This is a genomic window from Verrucosispora sioxanthis (genome assembly GCF_010560025.1).
GTDB classification, from domain to species: Bacteria; Actinomycetota; Actinomycetes; order Mycobacteriales; family Micromonosporaceae; genus Micromonospora; species Micromonospora palythoicola.
Map to the genome: position 1 here is coordinate 118567 of NZ_SAIY01000013.1, position 12884 is coordinate 131450.

Annotated in this window: 16 protein-coding genes and 1 tRNA gene; 9 read left to right on the forward strand and 8 right to left on the reverse strand. The window is 70.6% G+C overall.

The features are described from left to right. The first annotated feature begins 7 nt into the window (after positions 1-7). The 3 genes from ENC19_RS27760 (at position 8) to ENC19_RS27770 (ending at position 1253) form a co-directional block, all read left to right on the forward strand. On the forward strand, positions 8-355 hold the full coding sequence (locus tag ENC19_RS27760) for a DUF1330 domain-containing protein (RefSeq protein WP_164450007.1): 348 nt from the start codon (positions 8-10) through the stop codon (positions 353-355). A 91-nt stretch (positions 356-446) separates the two neighbouring features. Next, on the forward strand, positions 447-761 hold the full coding sequence (locus ENC19_RS27765) for a hypothetical protein (RefSeq protein ID WP_164450008.1): 315 nt from the start codon (positions 447-449) through the stop codon (positions 759-761). A 210-nt stretch (positions 762-971) separates the two neighbouring features. Continuing rightward, the gene (locus tag ENC19_RS27770) at positions 972-1253 is read left to right on the forward strand and encodes an adhesin (protein ID WP_164450009.1); all 282 of its coding nucleotides are present in this window, start codon (positions 972-974) and stop codon (positions 1251-1253) included. Here ENC19_RS27770 and ENC19_RS27775 read toward each other — a convergent pair. Beyond that, positions 1237-2244 carry a beta family protein gene (locus ENC19_RS27775; RefSeq protein ID WP_164450010.1) on the reverse strand — a complete coding sequence of 336 codons (1008 nt, stop codon included), beginning with the start codon at positions 2242-2244 and terminating at the stop codon, positions 1237-1239. The two genes, ENC19_RS27770 and ENC19_RS27775, sit on opposite strands and share 17 nt — an antisense overlap. Before the next feature lie 91 nt (positions 2245-2335). Between ENC19_RS27775 and ENC19_RS27780 the strand changes: the two genes are divergently transcribed. Further along, positions 2336-3223, forward strand: coding sequence for a sulfotransferase domain-containing protein (locus ENC19_RS27780; protein WP_164450011.1), 888 nt, complete (start codon positions 2336-2338; stop codon positions 3221-3223). 75 nt (positions 3224-3298) lie between these two features. Here the strand turns inward: ENC19_RS27780 and ENC19_RS29430 are convergent, their stop codons facing one another. Beyond that, positions 3299-3481 carry a PepSY domain-containing protein gene (locus tag ENC19_RS29430; RefSeq protein ID WP_309246190.1) on the reverse strand — a complete coding sequence of 61 codons (183 nt, stop codon included), beginning with the start codon at positions 3479-3481 and terminating at the stop codon, positions 3299-3301. Here ENC19_RS29430 and ENC19_RS29435 point away from each other — a divergent pair. Next, positions 3404-3829, forward strand: a complete 426-nt coding sequence (locus tag ENC19_RS29435) for a nucleoside deaminase (protein WP_309246183.1) — start codon at positions 3404-3406, stop codon at positions 3827-3829. The two genes, ENC19_RS29430 and ENC19_RS29435, sit on opposite strands and share 78 nt — an antisense overlap. A gap of 9 nt (positions 3830-3838) precedes the next feature. Here the strand turns inward: ENC19_RS29435 and ENC19_RS27790 are convergent, their stop codons facing one another. From ENC19_RS27790 to deoD, 3 genes are all read right to left on the reverse strand, one after another. Then, on the reverse strand, positions 3839-4291 hold the full coding sequence (locus tag ENC19_RS27790) for an acyl-CoA thioesterase (protein WP_164450013.1): 453 nt from the start codon (positions 4289-4291) through the stop codon (positions 3839-3841). Further along, positions 4288-4926 carry a TetR/AcrR family transcriptional regulator gene (locus ENC19_RS27795; protein WP_164450014.1) on the reverse strand — a complete coding sequence of 213 codons (639 nt, stop codon included), beginning with the start codon at positions 4924-4926 and terminating at the stop codon, positions 4288-4290. The genes ENC19_RS27790 and ENC19_RS27795 overlap by 4 nt, the downstream gene beginning before the upstream one ends. A gap of 122 nt (positions 4927-5048) precedes the next feature. After that, positions 5049-5756, reverse strand: a complete 708-nt coding sequence (gene deoD, locus ENC19_RS27800; protein ID WP_164450015.1) for a purine-nucleoside phosphorylase — start codon at positions 5754-5756, stop codon at positions 5049-5051. Positions 5757-5831: 75 nt separating this feature from the next. On the opposite strand from deoD, the gene ENC19_RS27805 reads away from it, so the two are divergent. Continuing rightward, positions 5832-5918: transfer RNA gene (locus ENC19_RS27805), tRNA-Ser, on the forward strand. Positions 5919-6022: 104 nt separating this feature from the next. Here ENC19_RS27805 and ENC19_RS27810 read toward each other — a convergent pair. Then, positions 6023-6322: a hypothetical protein gene (locus ENC19_RS27810; RefSeq protein ID WP_164450016.1), complete on the reverse strand. Its 300-nt coding sequence runs from the start codon at positions 6320-6322 to the stop codon at positions 6023-6025. Between the two features lie 357 nt (positions 6323-6679). On the opposite strand from ENC19_RS27810, the gene ENC19_RS27815 reads away from it, so the two are divergent. From ENC19_RS27815 to ENC19_RS27825, 3 genes are read left to right on the forward strand one after another with little or no spacing between them, the layout of a single operon-like run. Continuing rightward, a complete protein-coding gene (locus ENC19_RS27815) occupies positions 6680-8290 on the forward strand; it encodes an FG-GAP and VCBS repeat-containing protein (protein WP_164450017.1) in 1611 nt (536 codons plus the stop codon). Between the two features lie 30 nt (positions 8291-8320). Further along, positions 8321-9976, forward strand: a complete 1656-nt coding sequence (locus tag ENC19_RS27820; RefSeq protein WP_164450018.1) for an FG-GAP-like repeat-containing protein — start codon at positions 8321-8323, stop codon at positions 9974-9976. Positions 9977-10033: 57 nt separating this feature from the next. Next, entirely contained in the window at positions 10034-11692 is a 1659-nt protein-coding gene (locus ENC19_RS27825) for an FG-GAP-like repeat-containing protein (protein ID WP_164450019.1), read from the forward strand. 64 nt (positions 11693-11756) lie between these two features. On the opposite strand, the gene ENC19_RS27830 is transcribed toward ENC19_RS27825, so the two are convergent. Then, positions 11757-12287, reverse strand: a complete 531-nt coding sequence (locus tag ENC19_RS27830) for a hypothetical protein (RefSeq protein ID WP_164450020.1) — start codon at positions 12285-12287, stop codon at positions 11757-11759. Between the two features lie 39 nt (positions 12288-12326). Continuing rightward, on the reverse strand, positions 12327-12884 hold the full coding sequence (locus tag ENC19_RS27835; RefSeq protein WP_164450021.1) for a hypothetical protein: 558 nt from the start codon (positions 12882-12884) through the stop codon (positions 12327-12329).

Here is a 12884-nt window from a genome sequence, read left to right on the forward strand (position 1 = left end):
ACGAACGATGCCCGCTTTCGCCTTGGCGCACCTGCGGAACCCGCAGGTCAACGAGGATATTCTGACCTACCTGGAGCGGATCCAGGCCACCCTGGAGCCCTTCGGCGGCCGGTTCGTGGTGCACGGCCCGGAGGTGGACGTACGCGAGGGGGAGTGGCCGGGCAGCGTGGTCATCCTCGAGTTCCCCGATCGGCAGCGGGCCCACGCCTGGTACGACTCGCCGGCGTACCAGGAGATCCTGCCGCTGCGGACGCGGCACATCGACGCCGCGGCGATCATCTTCGACGGGGTGGGTCCGGGCTACGACCCCGGCCAGACCGCGGCGGCGCTGCGGGCACAGGCCGCGACCGGCTGAGCCCACGGGACAGTTTGTCCGTCACTGCGGGTCCACCGGGTCGTAACGTCCTGCTGTCCGTGTTCGACTGTCCTGTGTGGAGGCCAGGCCGATGAACAGCAGCAGTACCGTCCGTCCCGCCCCGCCCACCGGCGAGCGGCCCGGGGTGGGGCTGCGGGATATTCCGCTGCCGCCGTACGTGACCGCCGAGGATGCCCAGTTCGCCGTGCGAGCTGTCGTGGTGCACGCACCCCGACGCTGGTCCGGCGGCACGGTCTGCCGCAACGACGCCAGCCCGCACCCGTGCCGGCTGCACCGGTGGGGTACCCGGGTGCTCGCACTACGCGGCCTGCGCGACGCCGACATCGCCGCGCTCATCGAACGCGGGGATCCCGCTGCCGCGTTGCCGCCCCGACCCCCGGCCTGAGCGGCGCGCGAGGCGGGTCAGCGCGCACGGGGCGCAACCGGTACCGATACCCGCTCAGCGGGCCGTAATGCCTCGTGTCGCGCTGACATCGCTCTATTTGACGGACGCCTCGGCAGCGGGCACCGTGGGGACTGGAGGGGCCTTGAGCTGCCCCGATGTGGCGGTGGATGGCACCGCCCGGGAGCCCAGAAACCCACGAGGAGTCCCACCATGCTCACGATGACCGACAATGCCGTCCTGGTGATCCGTGATCTCGCCGCACAGCAGGACGTCTCCGAGGGCGGCGGGGTACGCATCGCCGCGGACACCAGCGCTGGCTCACTAAGCGTCGAGTTGGTACCCGCCCCGGTCGAGGGTGACCAGGTGGTCGACAACCAGGGCGCCCGGATCTTTCTCGACTCCGACGCGGCCGACCTGCTCGGTGACGCCTCGGTCGACGCGACCGTCGACGACGAGGGCGTCGTGCAGTTCGGGTTCACCGAGAAGGAGTAGACCGGGCCAGCGCGTTCAACACGTGGGCCAGATGGTGGGAGGTGCTCCACGCCATCCAGTTGGTTGCCGAGCCTGCCCCGGCACCCCGGCGTGCCCGGCGCGAGATCTCCTGGTCTCCCCAGGAGAAGCTCGCGCCGGTCGGCGGCCAGTGCGGCCCCGACACCAGCGTTCGGCACAGGTCCGCGACCCGCTGGTCACCCTGACCTCGGCGGCGCGACCACCGGTGGATCAACCAGACGCCGTCGCCGGTGTACGGGACCGTCAGGTGGCGGTCGATGGTGGGCTGGCCCGTGGCCGAGGCCACACCGTAGTCGCCGAAAGTGACGCCCAGGTCGGCCAGCCGCTGCCAGAGCAGCCAGTCCCAGCGGTCCACCCGTACCGGCTCGTCGATGGGCAGCCGGGACAGCACCGGCGGCATGCCACCGGCCACCATGCTCACCGAACGCCAGGTGTGTCGGCGGGTCCAGTCCAGCATCCGCCGGACCCGGGGCTCGACCAGCCGGACGTCCGCCGGGCAGCACACGTCGCCGCAGTCGAGCACCAGATCACACTGCTCCGGGGCCAGCCGTGCGTGTCTGCCGATCCGCTCCACGGCCACGGTGGTGGCGTCCGGGCCGGCCCGGTCCCGACGTAGCCGCAGCCGCACCACGGCCCGCTGGGTCTGCGCCCGAGCCGTGGCACCCAGCGCCGCCAGCCGCCGCTCGCCGTCCGTCAGCCCGATCACCGGCACCACCGGTACGCCCCGGCGGGTCAGCACGGACGCCGTCGTGTCGGGCAGGGCACCGATCTCGACGGCGGGCCGCAGCCCGGGCGGCAGCCGGGTCAGCGCGTCGAGGACGGTTCTGTCGAGTTCGGACAGTTGCAGGATCGGGCTGAGCAGCGGGGCGAGGGCGTCATCGAGGTGGCCGAGCGCCTCCAGTTCCCCGCGCCGGGCGGCGAGGACGGGACGGTAGACCGGCTCCTCCGCCCGTCCTCCGGGGGCGGGCACCATAATTCAATGTAGCCAGCCGATTACCCACCTCCCAGGGCGGAAGAGCGGGAATTCACCGGACAGGTGTCAACTCCCCGACTATCCTCGCGCGGTGTCTGACGCACTGACCAGGTATCGGTCCGCCGACGAGGACAGCGCCCGCTGGCAGGGCTTCCCCTTCCGCCCCGGTGACATCGTCATCAGCACGCGTTCCAAGAGCGGGACGACCTGGATGCAGATGATCTGTGCCCTGCTGGTGCTGCGTACGCCGGAACTGCCGGCGCCGCTGACCGAGCTGTCGCCCTGGCTCGACTGGTTGGTCGAGCCGCCGGAGCGGGTGTACGCCCGGCTGGCCGCCCAGCGGCACCGGCGCTTCATCAAGACCCACACGCCGCTGGACGGGGTGCCGAGTGATTCCCGGGTGCACTACGTGGTGGTGGCCCGCCATCCACTCGACGCTGCGGTCTCACTGCACCACCAGGGCGCCAATCTGGATCGCGTCCGGCTCGCCGAGCTGACCGGTCAGCCCGCACCGCCGGAGCCGGCCCACCCCCGTCCGCCGGTCGGGCAGGCGCTCGTACGCTGGATCGACGCGGACCCGGATCCACATGCCGAACTGGACTCGCTGCCGGGTGTCCTGTGGCACCTGGGCGACGCCTGGGCCCGTCGGCACCAACCGAACGTGCACCTCGTCCACTACGACGACCTCCGAGTCGACCTGTCCGGGCAGATGCGGCGCCTGGCCGAGCGTCTGGGCCTCGAACCGCCCGGACCTGATCTGGTGGAGGCGGCCACCTTCGAAAGGATGCGGGCCCGCGCCGACCGACTCGCGCCCGACGCCGCCGGAGTGCTCAAGGACCGCAACGCCTTCTTCCGCAGCGGTCGGTCCGGTCAGGGCCGCGCGCTGCTCGACGCGGCGGCGCGTGCCCGCTACCACTCCCGGGCCGCCGCCCTGGCGCCGCCGGACCTGCTGGCCTGGCTGCACCGAACCGAGGCGTGAAGACGCGGGCACCCCCGCGGCGGGGGTGCCGCTCCGAGGGTGCCGGTGGGCCGTCACCGACCCGAGAGGCTCGGGTCAGTCGTCGTCCCGGTCGTCCTCGTCCCGGTCGTCCTCGTCCTCGTCCGCCGGCTCCTGCTCGGCCTTGACGATCTCACCGGACTGCCGGTCGACGTCGATCTCGTGCTCGGTACCGCCGTTGACGATCTCGACCTCCCAGATGGCCCGGCCGTTCTCCTCGTCCCGGTCCGTCTCGGTGATCCGCCCGCCACCGGCCTGCGCCAGTGCGATCTCACCGGCCCGCTCCCGACTCACCGCGTCCCCTTCTGTGGCCGGCTGGGTCTGCGCCGGGCGGCCGAGCGGCTGGGACACTGGCGGCTGGACGGCTGCACCCTCGTGGTGACCCTCGAACCCTGCACGATGTGCGCCGGTGCGCTGGTGCTGGCCCGGGTCTCGACAGTGGTCTTCGGTGCCTGGGAACCCAAGACCGGCGCCGCCGGTTCGCTCTGGGACGTGCTGCGCGACCGCCGGCTCAACCACCGGCCCGAGGTGTACGGCGGCATCCTGGAAGCCGAGACCGCCGCCGTCCTGCGCGCCTTCTTCCGCTGACGCCGAGGGTCAGGAGCGGAGCAGCGTGCTGGCGACCGCCCGGGCGGTGTCGGTCCAGGCGGCCGGTCGCAGGGTCGCCGGGTCGAGGCGGACGACCGCGCGGTGTCCTTCCGCGTACGTCGTGGTGCCGTCGAGCGAATGGAAGCGGAAGGCGTACCGGGCGCTGCTGGTGCCGAGGTGCTCCAGCCAGAAGTGCACGGCGACCGGGCCGGTGCCGGTGACGGGCGCGAGGTAGCTGATGGTGAACTCGCGTACCGCGTGGAACACGTCGGGCGTGCTGGCCCGTCCGGCCTGGTAGGCGACGCCACGGTCGGACCAGTACGCGGTGAGCGCCCGTTCCAGCAGCAGCGCGTACCGGGCGTTGTGCAGGATGCCGAGCGCGTCGAGATCGTCGAAGTGGACCATGGCGGGCTCGACGTGGCCGTACTCGACGGCCGGCTGTTCGGCGACTGCGTTACTCATGACGGGCCTTCCGGTAGCAGAGCGGGATCGGGGCAGAGCGCCCGCAGGCGGCCCAGCACGCCCGAGCGGGCGTGCCGGTAGGTGACCTCCGGGTCGAGTAGGCGGGAGCGCATGGCGGCGGCGATGCCGTAGGCGTCGATCTCGTACGCCAGCAGCGCGACATCGGTGTCGGCGGGCAGCTCGCCCAGCTCGACCGCCTCGGCGACGAGCCGTTCCAGGAACGCCGTCCAGGCCGCGATGACCTCGGCGAGGCGGTCACGGACCGCGCCGGGCCGGGCATTGAACTCGAACTCAGTGGTGGCGAAGAAGCAGCCGCCGGGCAGCACCCGGCCGGCGTAGAAGACGATCCGGGCCTCGTGCAGGGCGTGGATCCGGCGTACGCCCCGGGGGGTGCGCAGCGCCGGGGCGATTATCTGTTCCTGCCACTGGGCGACGGCCCGGTCGATGGTGGCGAGCTGCAACTCCTCCTTGGAGCGCCAGTGCGCGAAGAGGCCGGACTTGCTGACCCCGAGCGACTCGGCGAGATGTCCGAGCGAGAGCCCGTCGAGACCGCTCGCGGAGGCCAGGCTGACGGCGGCGTCCAGCACGGCGGTGCGGGTGCGCTGCCCCCGGGCGAGCCGGCCGTCGACGTTCATACGGCGAGACTACTAAAAAGAACGACCGGTCGTATATATTTATCGAGTGGAGACCGTCACACCGACGCCGACACAGCACGTCCCGCCACCACACGGGGGGTGGCGGGACGTCGCGGCGGCGCTCAGGCGGTGATGGTGTCCAAGGCGATCTCGACCATCTGGCTGAAGGTCTGCTCCCGCTCCTGGGAGGTGGTCTTCTCGCCGGTCTTGATGTGATCGCTCACGGTCAGCAGGGTCAGCGCCCGCGCCTTGAACCGGGCCGCGATCGTGTACAGCGCCGCCGACTCCATCTCCACCGCCAGCACGCCGTACTCCGCGAGACTGTCGTAGAGGTCCGGCCGGTCGGTGTAGAAGGCGTCCGCGGCCAGGATCGGCCCGACCCGCATGGCGATGCCGCGCCGCTCGGCCACCTCAACCGAGGTACGCAGCAACCCGAAGTCGGCGACCGGGGCGTAGTCGATCAGCCCGTCGAAGCGCATCCGGTTCATGTTCGAGTCGGTGGACGACCCGATCGCCGCGATCACGTCGCGCAACTGGAGATCCTCGGTGAGCGCGCCGCACGAGCCGACCCGGATCAGCGACTTCACGCCGTACTCGTTCACCAACTCGTGGGCGTAGATCGACGCCGAGGGCATGCCCATCCCGGAGCCCTGCACGGAAACCTCGACGCCGTTCCAGCGTCCGGTGAAGCCCAGCATGCCCCGGACCGTCGAGTAGCAGTTCGCGCCCTCAAGGTAGGTCTCCGCGATCCACTTGGCCCGCAGGGGGTCTCCCGGCATCAGGACCCGCTCGGCGATCTCGCCCGGCTTCGCGCCGATGTGCGTACTCATGGCGTTGATCCTGCCAGGCCGGGCTGGCCGGGACCGGTTCGGCGTCGGAACCTGTGGTCCTGTACCCTCGTCGGCGGTGGCGTGTCCGAGCGGCCTAAGGAGCACGCCTCGAAAGCGTGTGAGGGTTTACGCCCTCCGAGGGTTCAAATCCCTCCGCCACCGCTCGTGAACAGGCGAAACGCCCGGCACGGTCCGTCAGGACCGGCCGGGCGCTGCGCACTCGGTCTCAGCCGGTGCTCAGGAGGCGGTCTGCTGCCCGGTCGTGGTCAGCCCGGGAAATCCCGCAGGTACTCCTCGAACGGGATGCCCGGCGCGGCGTCACCGCCGATTTCGATGAAGTGTTCAAGGTCGTCGTAGCCAGGCTGGCCCGTGACGAGCACCCGGAGCGGGTGGCCGGCGTGGTCGGCCAGGAATTTCCAGAGCGCTCGTGTCAGGTCCGGCTGGGCGGAGTTCGCCACGTATCCCACCTGGAAGTAGCGGATTTCGTCGCCATCGGGCCGGATCGGCTTGCCCAGAGCGAGGCACATCCGGCACTCGATGCATGCCAGCCACCCGTCCAGCGACATCAACCCTCCTTAGAACGCCATGCCCCGAAGACCCAGCATCGCCGCCGCCGCCCGCTTGCCGTTCGGATCGTGCATCACGACCCACACGTGCCGGAACTTCAGCAACTGCTCGTCGGTCCGAGCACCTCAGAAGCCGATGGTCCGGGCAACTGTCGGCGGTAGATCGTGGACCTCGGCGGCGGCGCTCCGAGCCGGTCGTCGCCACTGCGACAGGTAAGAGATACGCCGGCCAGCAACTCCGGCCGTGGAGGTTGTCAGGTATGGCCGACCGGACATGGTTTTTGATCTACGTATCCCTAGGATGTGGGAGCGACTACGGGGATGTGAGGATTTTCGATGCGGCGCAAACTTGCCGGGATGAGTGTTCTGACGGTGTTGGCCGGGCTGGCGGTGAGTGCACCGGCACAGGCGGCGAGCGAGGTCCGGAACATCACCCGGGACGGTGTCGTCATGCAGCACCTGCGGGTAGCGAAGGCGGCCACCCCGGTGCAGGGGACGGGTGCCACCCGATCCGACTTCGACGGGGACGGTGTCGACGACATCGCGGTAGCTGCCGAAATCGGCGGTACCGACGCGATCCCCTACTACGCGACCGGTGGGGTCGTGGTGCGGTATTCGTCCGCGCCGCAGGTCGACTACCTGAACGGCACATGGACCATCAACCTTCCAGCTGCTTTCGGCAGCGATCTGGCGGCCGGTGACTTCAATGGTGACGGGTTCGACGATCTGGCGATCGGCGCCGAACTAGAGGTCGACCTGAGCAACAAGGCCCCCGGTGGCGCCGTCTGGATCATCCCGGGCAGCCGTACCGGCCTGGTGGTCGACTCGACCCGGCGATTCACCCAGGGGTCGCCGGGTGTGCCCGGCGATTCGGAGGCCCACGACAGGTTCGGCTTGTCCCTGGCCACGGGCGACATCAACGGTGACGGGCGGGACGATCTGGCCGTCGGTGCCCCCGGAGAGTCGATCGGGAGTGTGGAGGAGGCGGGTGCGGTCACTGTCCTCTACGGCGGGGTCGACGGCCTGACCGCCAGCGGCGTGCAGCAACTGCATCAGAACCAGTCCGCGGTGCCCGGCACGGCGGAACGTCGGGACCTCTTCGGGCGGTCTCTGGCGATCGGGAAGGTCAACAACAACAGGTACGCCGACCTGGTCGTCGGCGCGCCCAACGAGAACGACGGTTCGGGCGCGGCCGGAAGCGGGATGGTCACCCTGATGTGGGGATCGGCAAGCGGGGTGAAGCTCAGCGGCGCCACCTCGGTCACCGGCGCCGCGATCCACCACGCGACCGGCCATCGGTTCACCGTTGCCTGGTATCTGGGCAGGTCGCTCGCGGTCGGTGATGTCAACGGAGACGGGCTGGGTGAGGTTGTCGCCGGAGCGCCGAGTGCCCAGGGCCCGGAGCCGAACATCAACGCCGGTCTGGTCGCGGTCTTCACCGGCCGCCGCACCGGTGGTCTCTCCGGCAGCGCCGTGAAGGTGTTCACGCAGGCCACGCCGGGCGTGCCGGGCACGCAGGAGGACGAGGACCGGTTCGGCGAAGCGCTCGCGGTGGGTGACGTGACCGGCGACGGCCGGGCCGACGTGCTGATCGGTGCGCCGGGCGAGGCGATCGGTACGAGGGCCGAGGCGGGCACGATCGCGCTGCTCAAGGGAAGCGCGTCGGGGTTGACCGCCAGCGGCGCCCAGGGCTTCGACCAGAACCACTCGGTGGTTCCGGGGGCGGCGGAAAGCGGCGACCGGTTCGGCGCCTCGGTGGCGATCCTGAACCTCAACGGCACCGGCCCGCTGGACGCCGTGGTGGGATCGCCCGACGAGGAAGTGGCAGGGGATGCCTCCGGGACATTGTCGCGGTTCCACGGAGCTTCCGGCGGGCTCGTCCCGCAGTCGACGTCGTGGAGCGGGAGGTCGCTGAACACCGACCGCATTTCCGTTGAGTGGTACGGCCGGGACCTGGTGCATCGGTAGCCGGTGCGGCCCCAGATGGTGAGGTTGGCGATGCGGCGGAGAGTGGCCGGAGTGTCGGCGCTGGCGGTGGCGGCCGGCTTGGTGGTGAGCGCCCCAGCGCAGGCGGCGGACGAGTTCCGGACCCTTGATCGGGAAGGCGTCACCCTTCAGTACCACCGGGTGGCGAAGACCACCACCGCGGTGACGGGGACGGGTGCCACCCGTTCGGACTTCGACGGTGACGGTGTCGACGACATCGCCGTCACGGGTGACCCGGGCGACTTCAACCTGCCGCACTATCCGACTGGCGTGGTGGTGGTGCGCTACTCGTCCGCGCCGCAGGTCGACTATTTCGCCGGGGTGCTGCCGCCCGACGGTGGCTGTCACTGTTTCGGTCTGGCGTTGGTGGCCGGCGACTTCAACGGCGACGGCTACGACGACCTGGCGATCGGCGACATGGACGAGGTGGACCCCGGCAACAAGACCCGGGCCGGCGGGGTCTGGGTCATCCCGGGCAGCCGCACCGGCCTGGTGGTCGACTCGGTGCAGCACGTCAACCAGAGTTCCGCTGGGGTCCCGGGTGGCGCCGAGGAGCTCGACTCGTTCGGGTCGGCGCTCGCGGCCGGTGACATCAACGGTGACGGCCGCGACGACCTGGCGGTCGGCGCGTTCCGGGAGGCGATCGGCAGCGTCGAGGACGCGGGCGCGGTCACCGTCCTCTACGGCAGCGTTGGTGGCGTGACCACCGTCGGTGCCCAGCAGCTGCACCAGGACCAGGCGGCGGTTCCGGGTTCCGCCGAACGCGAAGACCACTTCGGCCGGACCCTCGCCATCGGGAGGGTCAACAACGACAGGTACGCCGACCTGGTCATCGGTGCGCCGCAGGAGAACGACGGCCAGTCCTGGGAAGGCACCGGCATGGTGACCCTGATGTGGGGGTCGGCCAGCGGGGTGAAGCTCAGCGGGGCCACCTCCGTCACCGGGGCGGCGGTCTACCCGAAGACGGGCGACGAGAACACCGTCGCCTGGTATCTCGGTGAGACGCTCGCGATCGGTGACGTCGACGGCGACGGACTCGGCGAGGTGGTCGCAGGTGCGCCCGGCGCTCAGACGCCGGCCATCAATGCGGGCCTCATCGCCGTCTTCACCGGCCGCAGCGGTGGCCTGTCCCGCGACGCCGCGAAGATCATCAGCCAGCGTACGGCGGGAGTGCCAGGATCACCGGAGCAGGAGGACAACTTCGGCGGGACGCTCGCGGTTGGTGACGTGACCGGCGACGGCCGGGCGGACGTGCTGGTGGGTGCGCCGGGCGAGGCGATCGGCACGAAGGCCGGGGCGGGCACCTTCGCATTGCTGAAGGGCTCCGCGTCCGGGCTGACCGGCACCGGTGCCCAGGGTTTCGACCAGGACCATTCGGTCGTCCCCGGTGGTGCGGAGCGCGGCGACGTGTTCGGTAGCTCGGTGGCGATCCTCAACCTCAACGGCACCGGCCCGCTGGACGCGATCGTCGCGTCGAGTGGGGAGGAGGTTGCGGGCGACGTGGGCGGATACCCGTCGGGCACCATCTCGCGGTTCCACGGTTCATCGACCGGGTTGGTCGCCCAGGCCGGTTCGTGGAGCGGGCTGTCGCTGCGTACCGATCGGCTCTGGCCGCGACGGTACGGAATGCGGATCGCCGGCCCGCAGAGCGGCGGCTATCTCTACTGAGCGCACCCGCCCCCAGATCACAGACGAGCAGCACGTACAGCAGAACGGGGTCTTTCCATGCGGCGGAGAATTGCCGGGGTGTCGGTGCTGGCGGTGGCGGCCAGCCTGGCGGTGGGTGTGCCGGCCGGGGCGGCGGCGGCCGAGGTTTTGTCGGTGACCCGGGAGGGGGTCACCCTTCAGGTGCACCGGGTGGCGAAGGCGGTCACCCCGGTCACGGGTAGTGGGCAGACCCGGTCCGACTTCGACGGTGACGGCGTCGACGACATCGCGGCCTCCGCCGACCCGTACGAGTACACCCGGCCCGAGTCACCGGCCGGCCTGGTCGTGGTGCGTTACTCGTCGGCACCGCACGTCGACTACTACACGAGCTTGATCTCGGCGGGCGGCGGCGAGTTGCGCTTCGGCGATGTTCTCGCCGCCGGGGACTTCAACGGGGACGGCTACGACGACCTGGCGATGGGTGACCTGGCCGAGTACGACCCCACCGCGAAGGTGCACGCGGGCGGAGTGTGGGTGGTTCCGGGCAGCAGCACCGGCCTGGCTATCGGCTCGGCGAAGCATTTCAGCCAGAGTTCGCCAGGCGTGCCGGGTGACTCGGAGCAGGAGGACTGGTTCGGCTCGGCGCTGGCCGCCGGTGACCTCAACGGCGACGGCCGGGACGACCTGGCGATCGGGGCGTACGGCGAGGCGATCGGCAGCATCAAGGAGGCCGGCGCGGTCACCGTGCTGTACGGCGGCGTCGGTGGCCTGAGCGGGACCGGTGCGCAGCAGTTGCACCAGGACCAGGCGGCGGTGCCCGGCTCGGCCGAACGTGGTGACCACTTCGGATGGACCCTGGCGATCGGGAAGGTCAACAGCAACAGCTACGCCGACCTGGTGATCGGGGCGCCGCAGGAGAACCAGAGCAGCTCCCCGACAGGCAGCGGCATGCTCACGCTGATGTGGGGTTCGGCGAGCGGGGTGAAGCTCAGCGGGGCCACCTCGGTCACCGGGGCGGCGCTACGCGCGGCGACCGGCCGAAGTGACAGCTACGTGTGGGATCTGGGCATGGCGCTCGCGGTTGGCGACGTCAACGGCGACGGGTCGGGCGAGGTGATCGCCGGAGCGCCGTTCACGCAGAACCCGAACGGCAACGAGGGCATGGTCGCGGTCTTCCCCGGCAACTCGACCGGACTGTCCGGCGGTTCGGTGAAGCTCTTCTCGCAGCGTACGGCCGGGGTGCCGGGCTCGGCGGAGGCCGGTGACCTGTTCGGCGCGACGCTCGCGGTGGGCGACGTGACCGGGGATGGTCGGGCGGACGTGCTGGTGGGTGCTCCGGGTGAGGCGATCGGCACGAAGGCCGAGGCGGGCACCGTCGCGCTGTTGAAGGGGTCGGCCTCCGGGTTGACCGGCACCGGCGCACAGGGCTTCGACCAGGACCACGCGGTCGTGCCGGGCGGTGCAGAGCGGGCCGACCGGTTCGGTGGCGCGGTGGCGATCCTCAACCTGAACGGCAGCGGCCCGCTGGACGCGGTGGTTACCTCGCCCGGCGAGGAGGTGTCCGGTGACTCGGCCGGGTTCGGGTCCGGGTCGGTCGCCCTGTTCCACGGCGGCTCCGGCGGTCTCGTGCCGCAGTCCACCTCATGGAGCGGCCTGAGCATGCGTACCGACTTCGTCTGGCCCAAGTGGTACGGCCGTCGCCTCGCCACCCCTCAGTCCGGTGGCCTCTACTACTGAGCACCCGCGACGAGATCTTGGTACGGACGCGCCCCTCGGAGGGCAGGTTCGTACCAAGATCTCGTCAGCAGGGGGCGTGGCCCTCGACGAAGAGACGGTGCGCCCAGTTGGCGTAGCCGGCGATGATCTTTCGCACCGTATGGCCGTCGTGCAGGAACAGGTACGCGCGGTCGCCGTCGCGGGCGAGCAGGCCGTCGAAGCGGTACGTCCCCTGTGGAGCGAGCAGTTCGCGTACGGTCGGATAGCTCGCCCGGACCTCGGCGACGGGTGAGCCGGCCGCGATGCCCTCCGGGGTGTGGACCGGGTCGCCGGCCCAGAGCAGCACCAGCCGATCCTCGATGAAGATCGGGCTGAACTCGTCGTACCCGGTTAGCGTCGGGCCGCAGGCGTCGACGTCGGTACGCAGTATGCCGCGCCGGGTCAGCTCGCTCTCCGAGTCACCGAAGTCCACATCGGCCACTCCGTCGAGATCGACGACGCTCACCGATGCGACGGGCTCGCGGACGGCGATGCTGTCCGGTGGCATGACTCCGCTACCCGATGCCGAGGCAGCCAGAAGCAGTGCGGCGATGAAGCCGAATTGTCGCAATTTCATCAGAATCCCCCAGTCCCCAACGTGACGGGGGCGCTGAGGTTATTGCCGAGACTCCCATTCGTCGGCCAATTCGTCCCAATAGTCGGCGCTGAGCCCTCGCCGCCCGTGCGCGAGCCACCCCTCGGTGCTCCGCTCGACGTGTAACCCCAGCTCGGCGAAGGGGTCGATCCACCGGCCCGGCTCCACGCCCAGCTCGACAAGCGCCGCGTTGATCGGCCACGCCGGGCGTGGCCCGTCGAGCGCCGCGTCGAAGCGTGGCCCCCAGGCGAGGGCGCCGCCCAGCCAGACCGCCGCGGCCTGGTGCCCGGTCCCACCGGCGAACTCCGCCTCGACGTACGCCAGCGGGCCGCGCACCGACCAGCGGGCCAGGACCTCGGTCAGCGCGGGGGAGAGGACCAGCTCGAACGGTTGCTCCGGGCCGGGCTCGTCGGTGAGGTAGTCCGGCGGGTCGCCGGTCAGCTCCAGCACGAGCTGCGGCGTGACCGGCAGCAACGCGAAGTCCTGCCGCAGCTCACCGAGCACGGCATGATCCAGCTCGCGGGTCTCCTCGCGCAGCAGCTCGGCGTCCGCGACGACCGCGCTGAGCTGGTAACTCAC

Coding starts and splice junctions, on each gene's coding strand:
- ENC19_RS27795 (WP_164450014.1), bottom strand. CDS start 4,926: ATGAACGTCGACGGCCGGCTCGCCCGGGGGCAGCGCACCCGCACCGCC.
- ENC19_RS27770 (WP_164450009.1), top strand. CDS start 972: ATGCTCACGATGACCGACAATGCCGTCCTGGTGATCCGTGATCTCGCC.
- ENC19_RS27790 (WP_164450013.1), bottom strand. CDS start 4,291: ATGAGTAACGCAGTCGCCGAACAGCCGGCCGTCGAGTACGGCCACGTC.
- ENC19_RS27820 (WP_164450018.1), top strand. CDS start 8,321: ATGCGGCGGAGAGTGGCCGGAGTGTCGGCGCTGGCGGTGGCGGCCGGC.
- deoD (WP_164450015.1), bottom strand. CDS start 5,756: ATGAGTACGCACATCGGCGCGAAGCCGGGCGAGATCGCCGAGCGGGTC.
- ENC19_RS27815 (WP_164450017.1), top strand. CDS start 6,680: ATGAGTGTTCTGACGGTGTTGGCCGGGCTGGCGGTGAGTGCACCGGCA.
- ENC19_RS27825 (WP_164450019.1), top strand. CDS start 10,034: ATGCGGCGGAGAATTGCCGGGGTGTCGGTGCTGGCGGTGGCGGCCAGC.
- ENC19_RS27810 (WP_164450016.1), bottom strand. CDS start 6,322: ATGTCGCTGGACGGGTGGCTGGCATGCATCGAGTGCCGGATGTGCCTC.
- ENC19_RS27765 (WP_164450008.1), top strand. CDS start 447: ATGAACAGCAGCAGTACCGTCCGTCCCGCCCCGCCCACCGGCGAGCGG.
- ENC19_RS27830 (WP_164450020.1), bottom strand. CDS start 12,287: ATGAAATTGCGACAATTCGGCTTCATCGCCGCACTGCTTCTGGCTGCC.
- ENC19_RS27775 (WP_164450010.1), bottom strand. CDS start 2,244: ATGGTGCCCGCCCCCGGAGGACGGGCGGAGGAGCCGGTCTACCGTCCC.
- ENC19_RS27760 (WP_164450007.1), top strand. CDS start 8: ATGCCCGCTTTCGCCTTGGCGCACCTGCGGAACCCGCAGGTCAACGAG.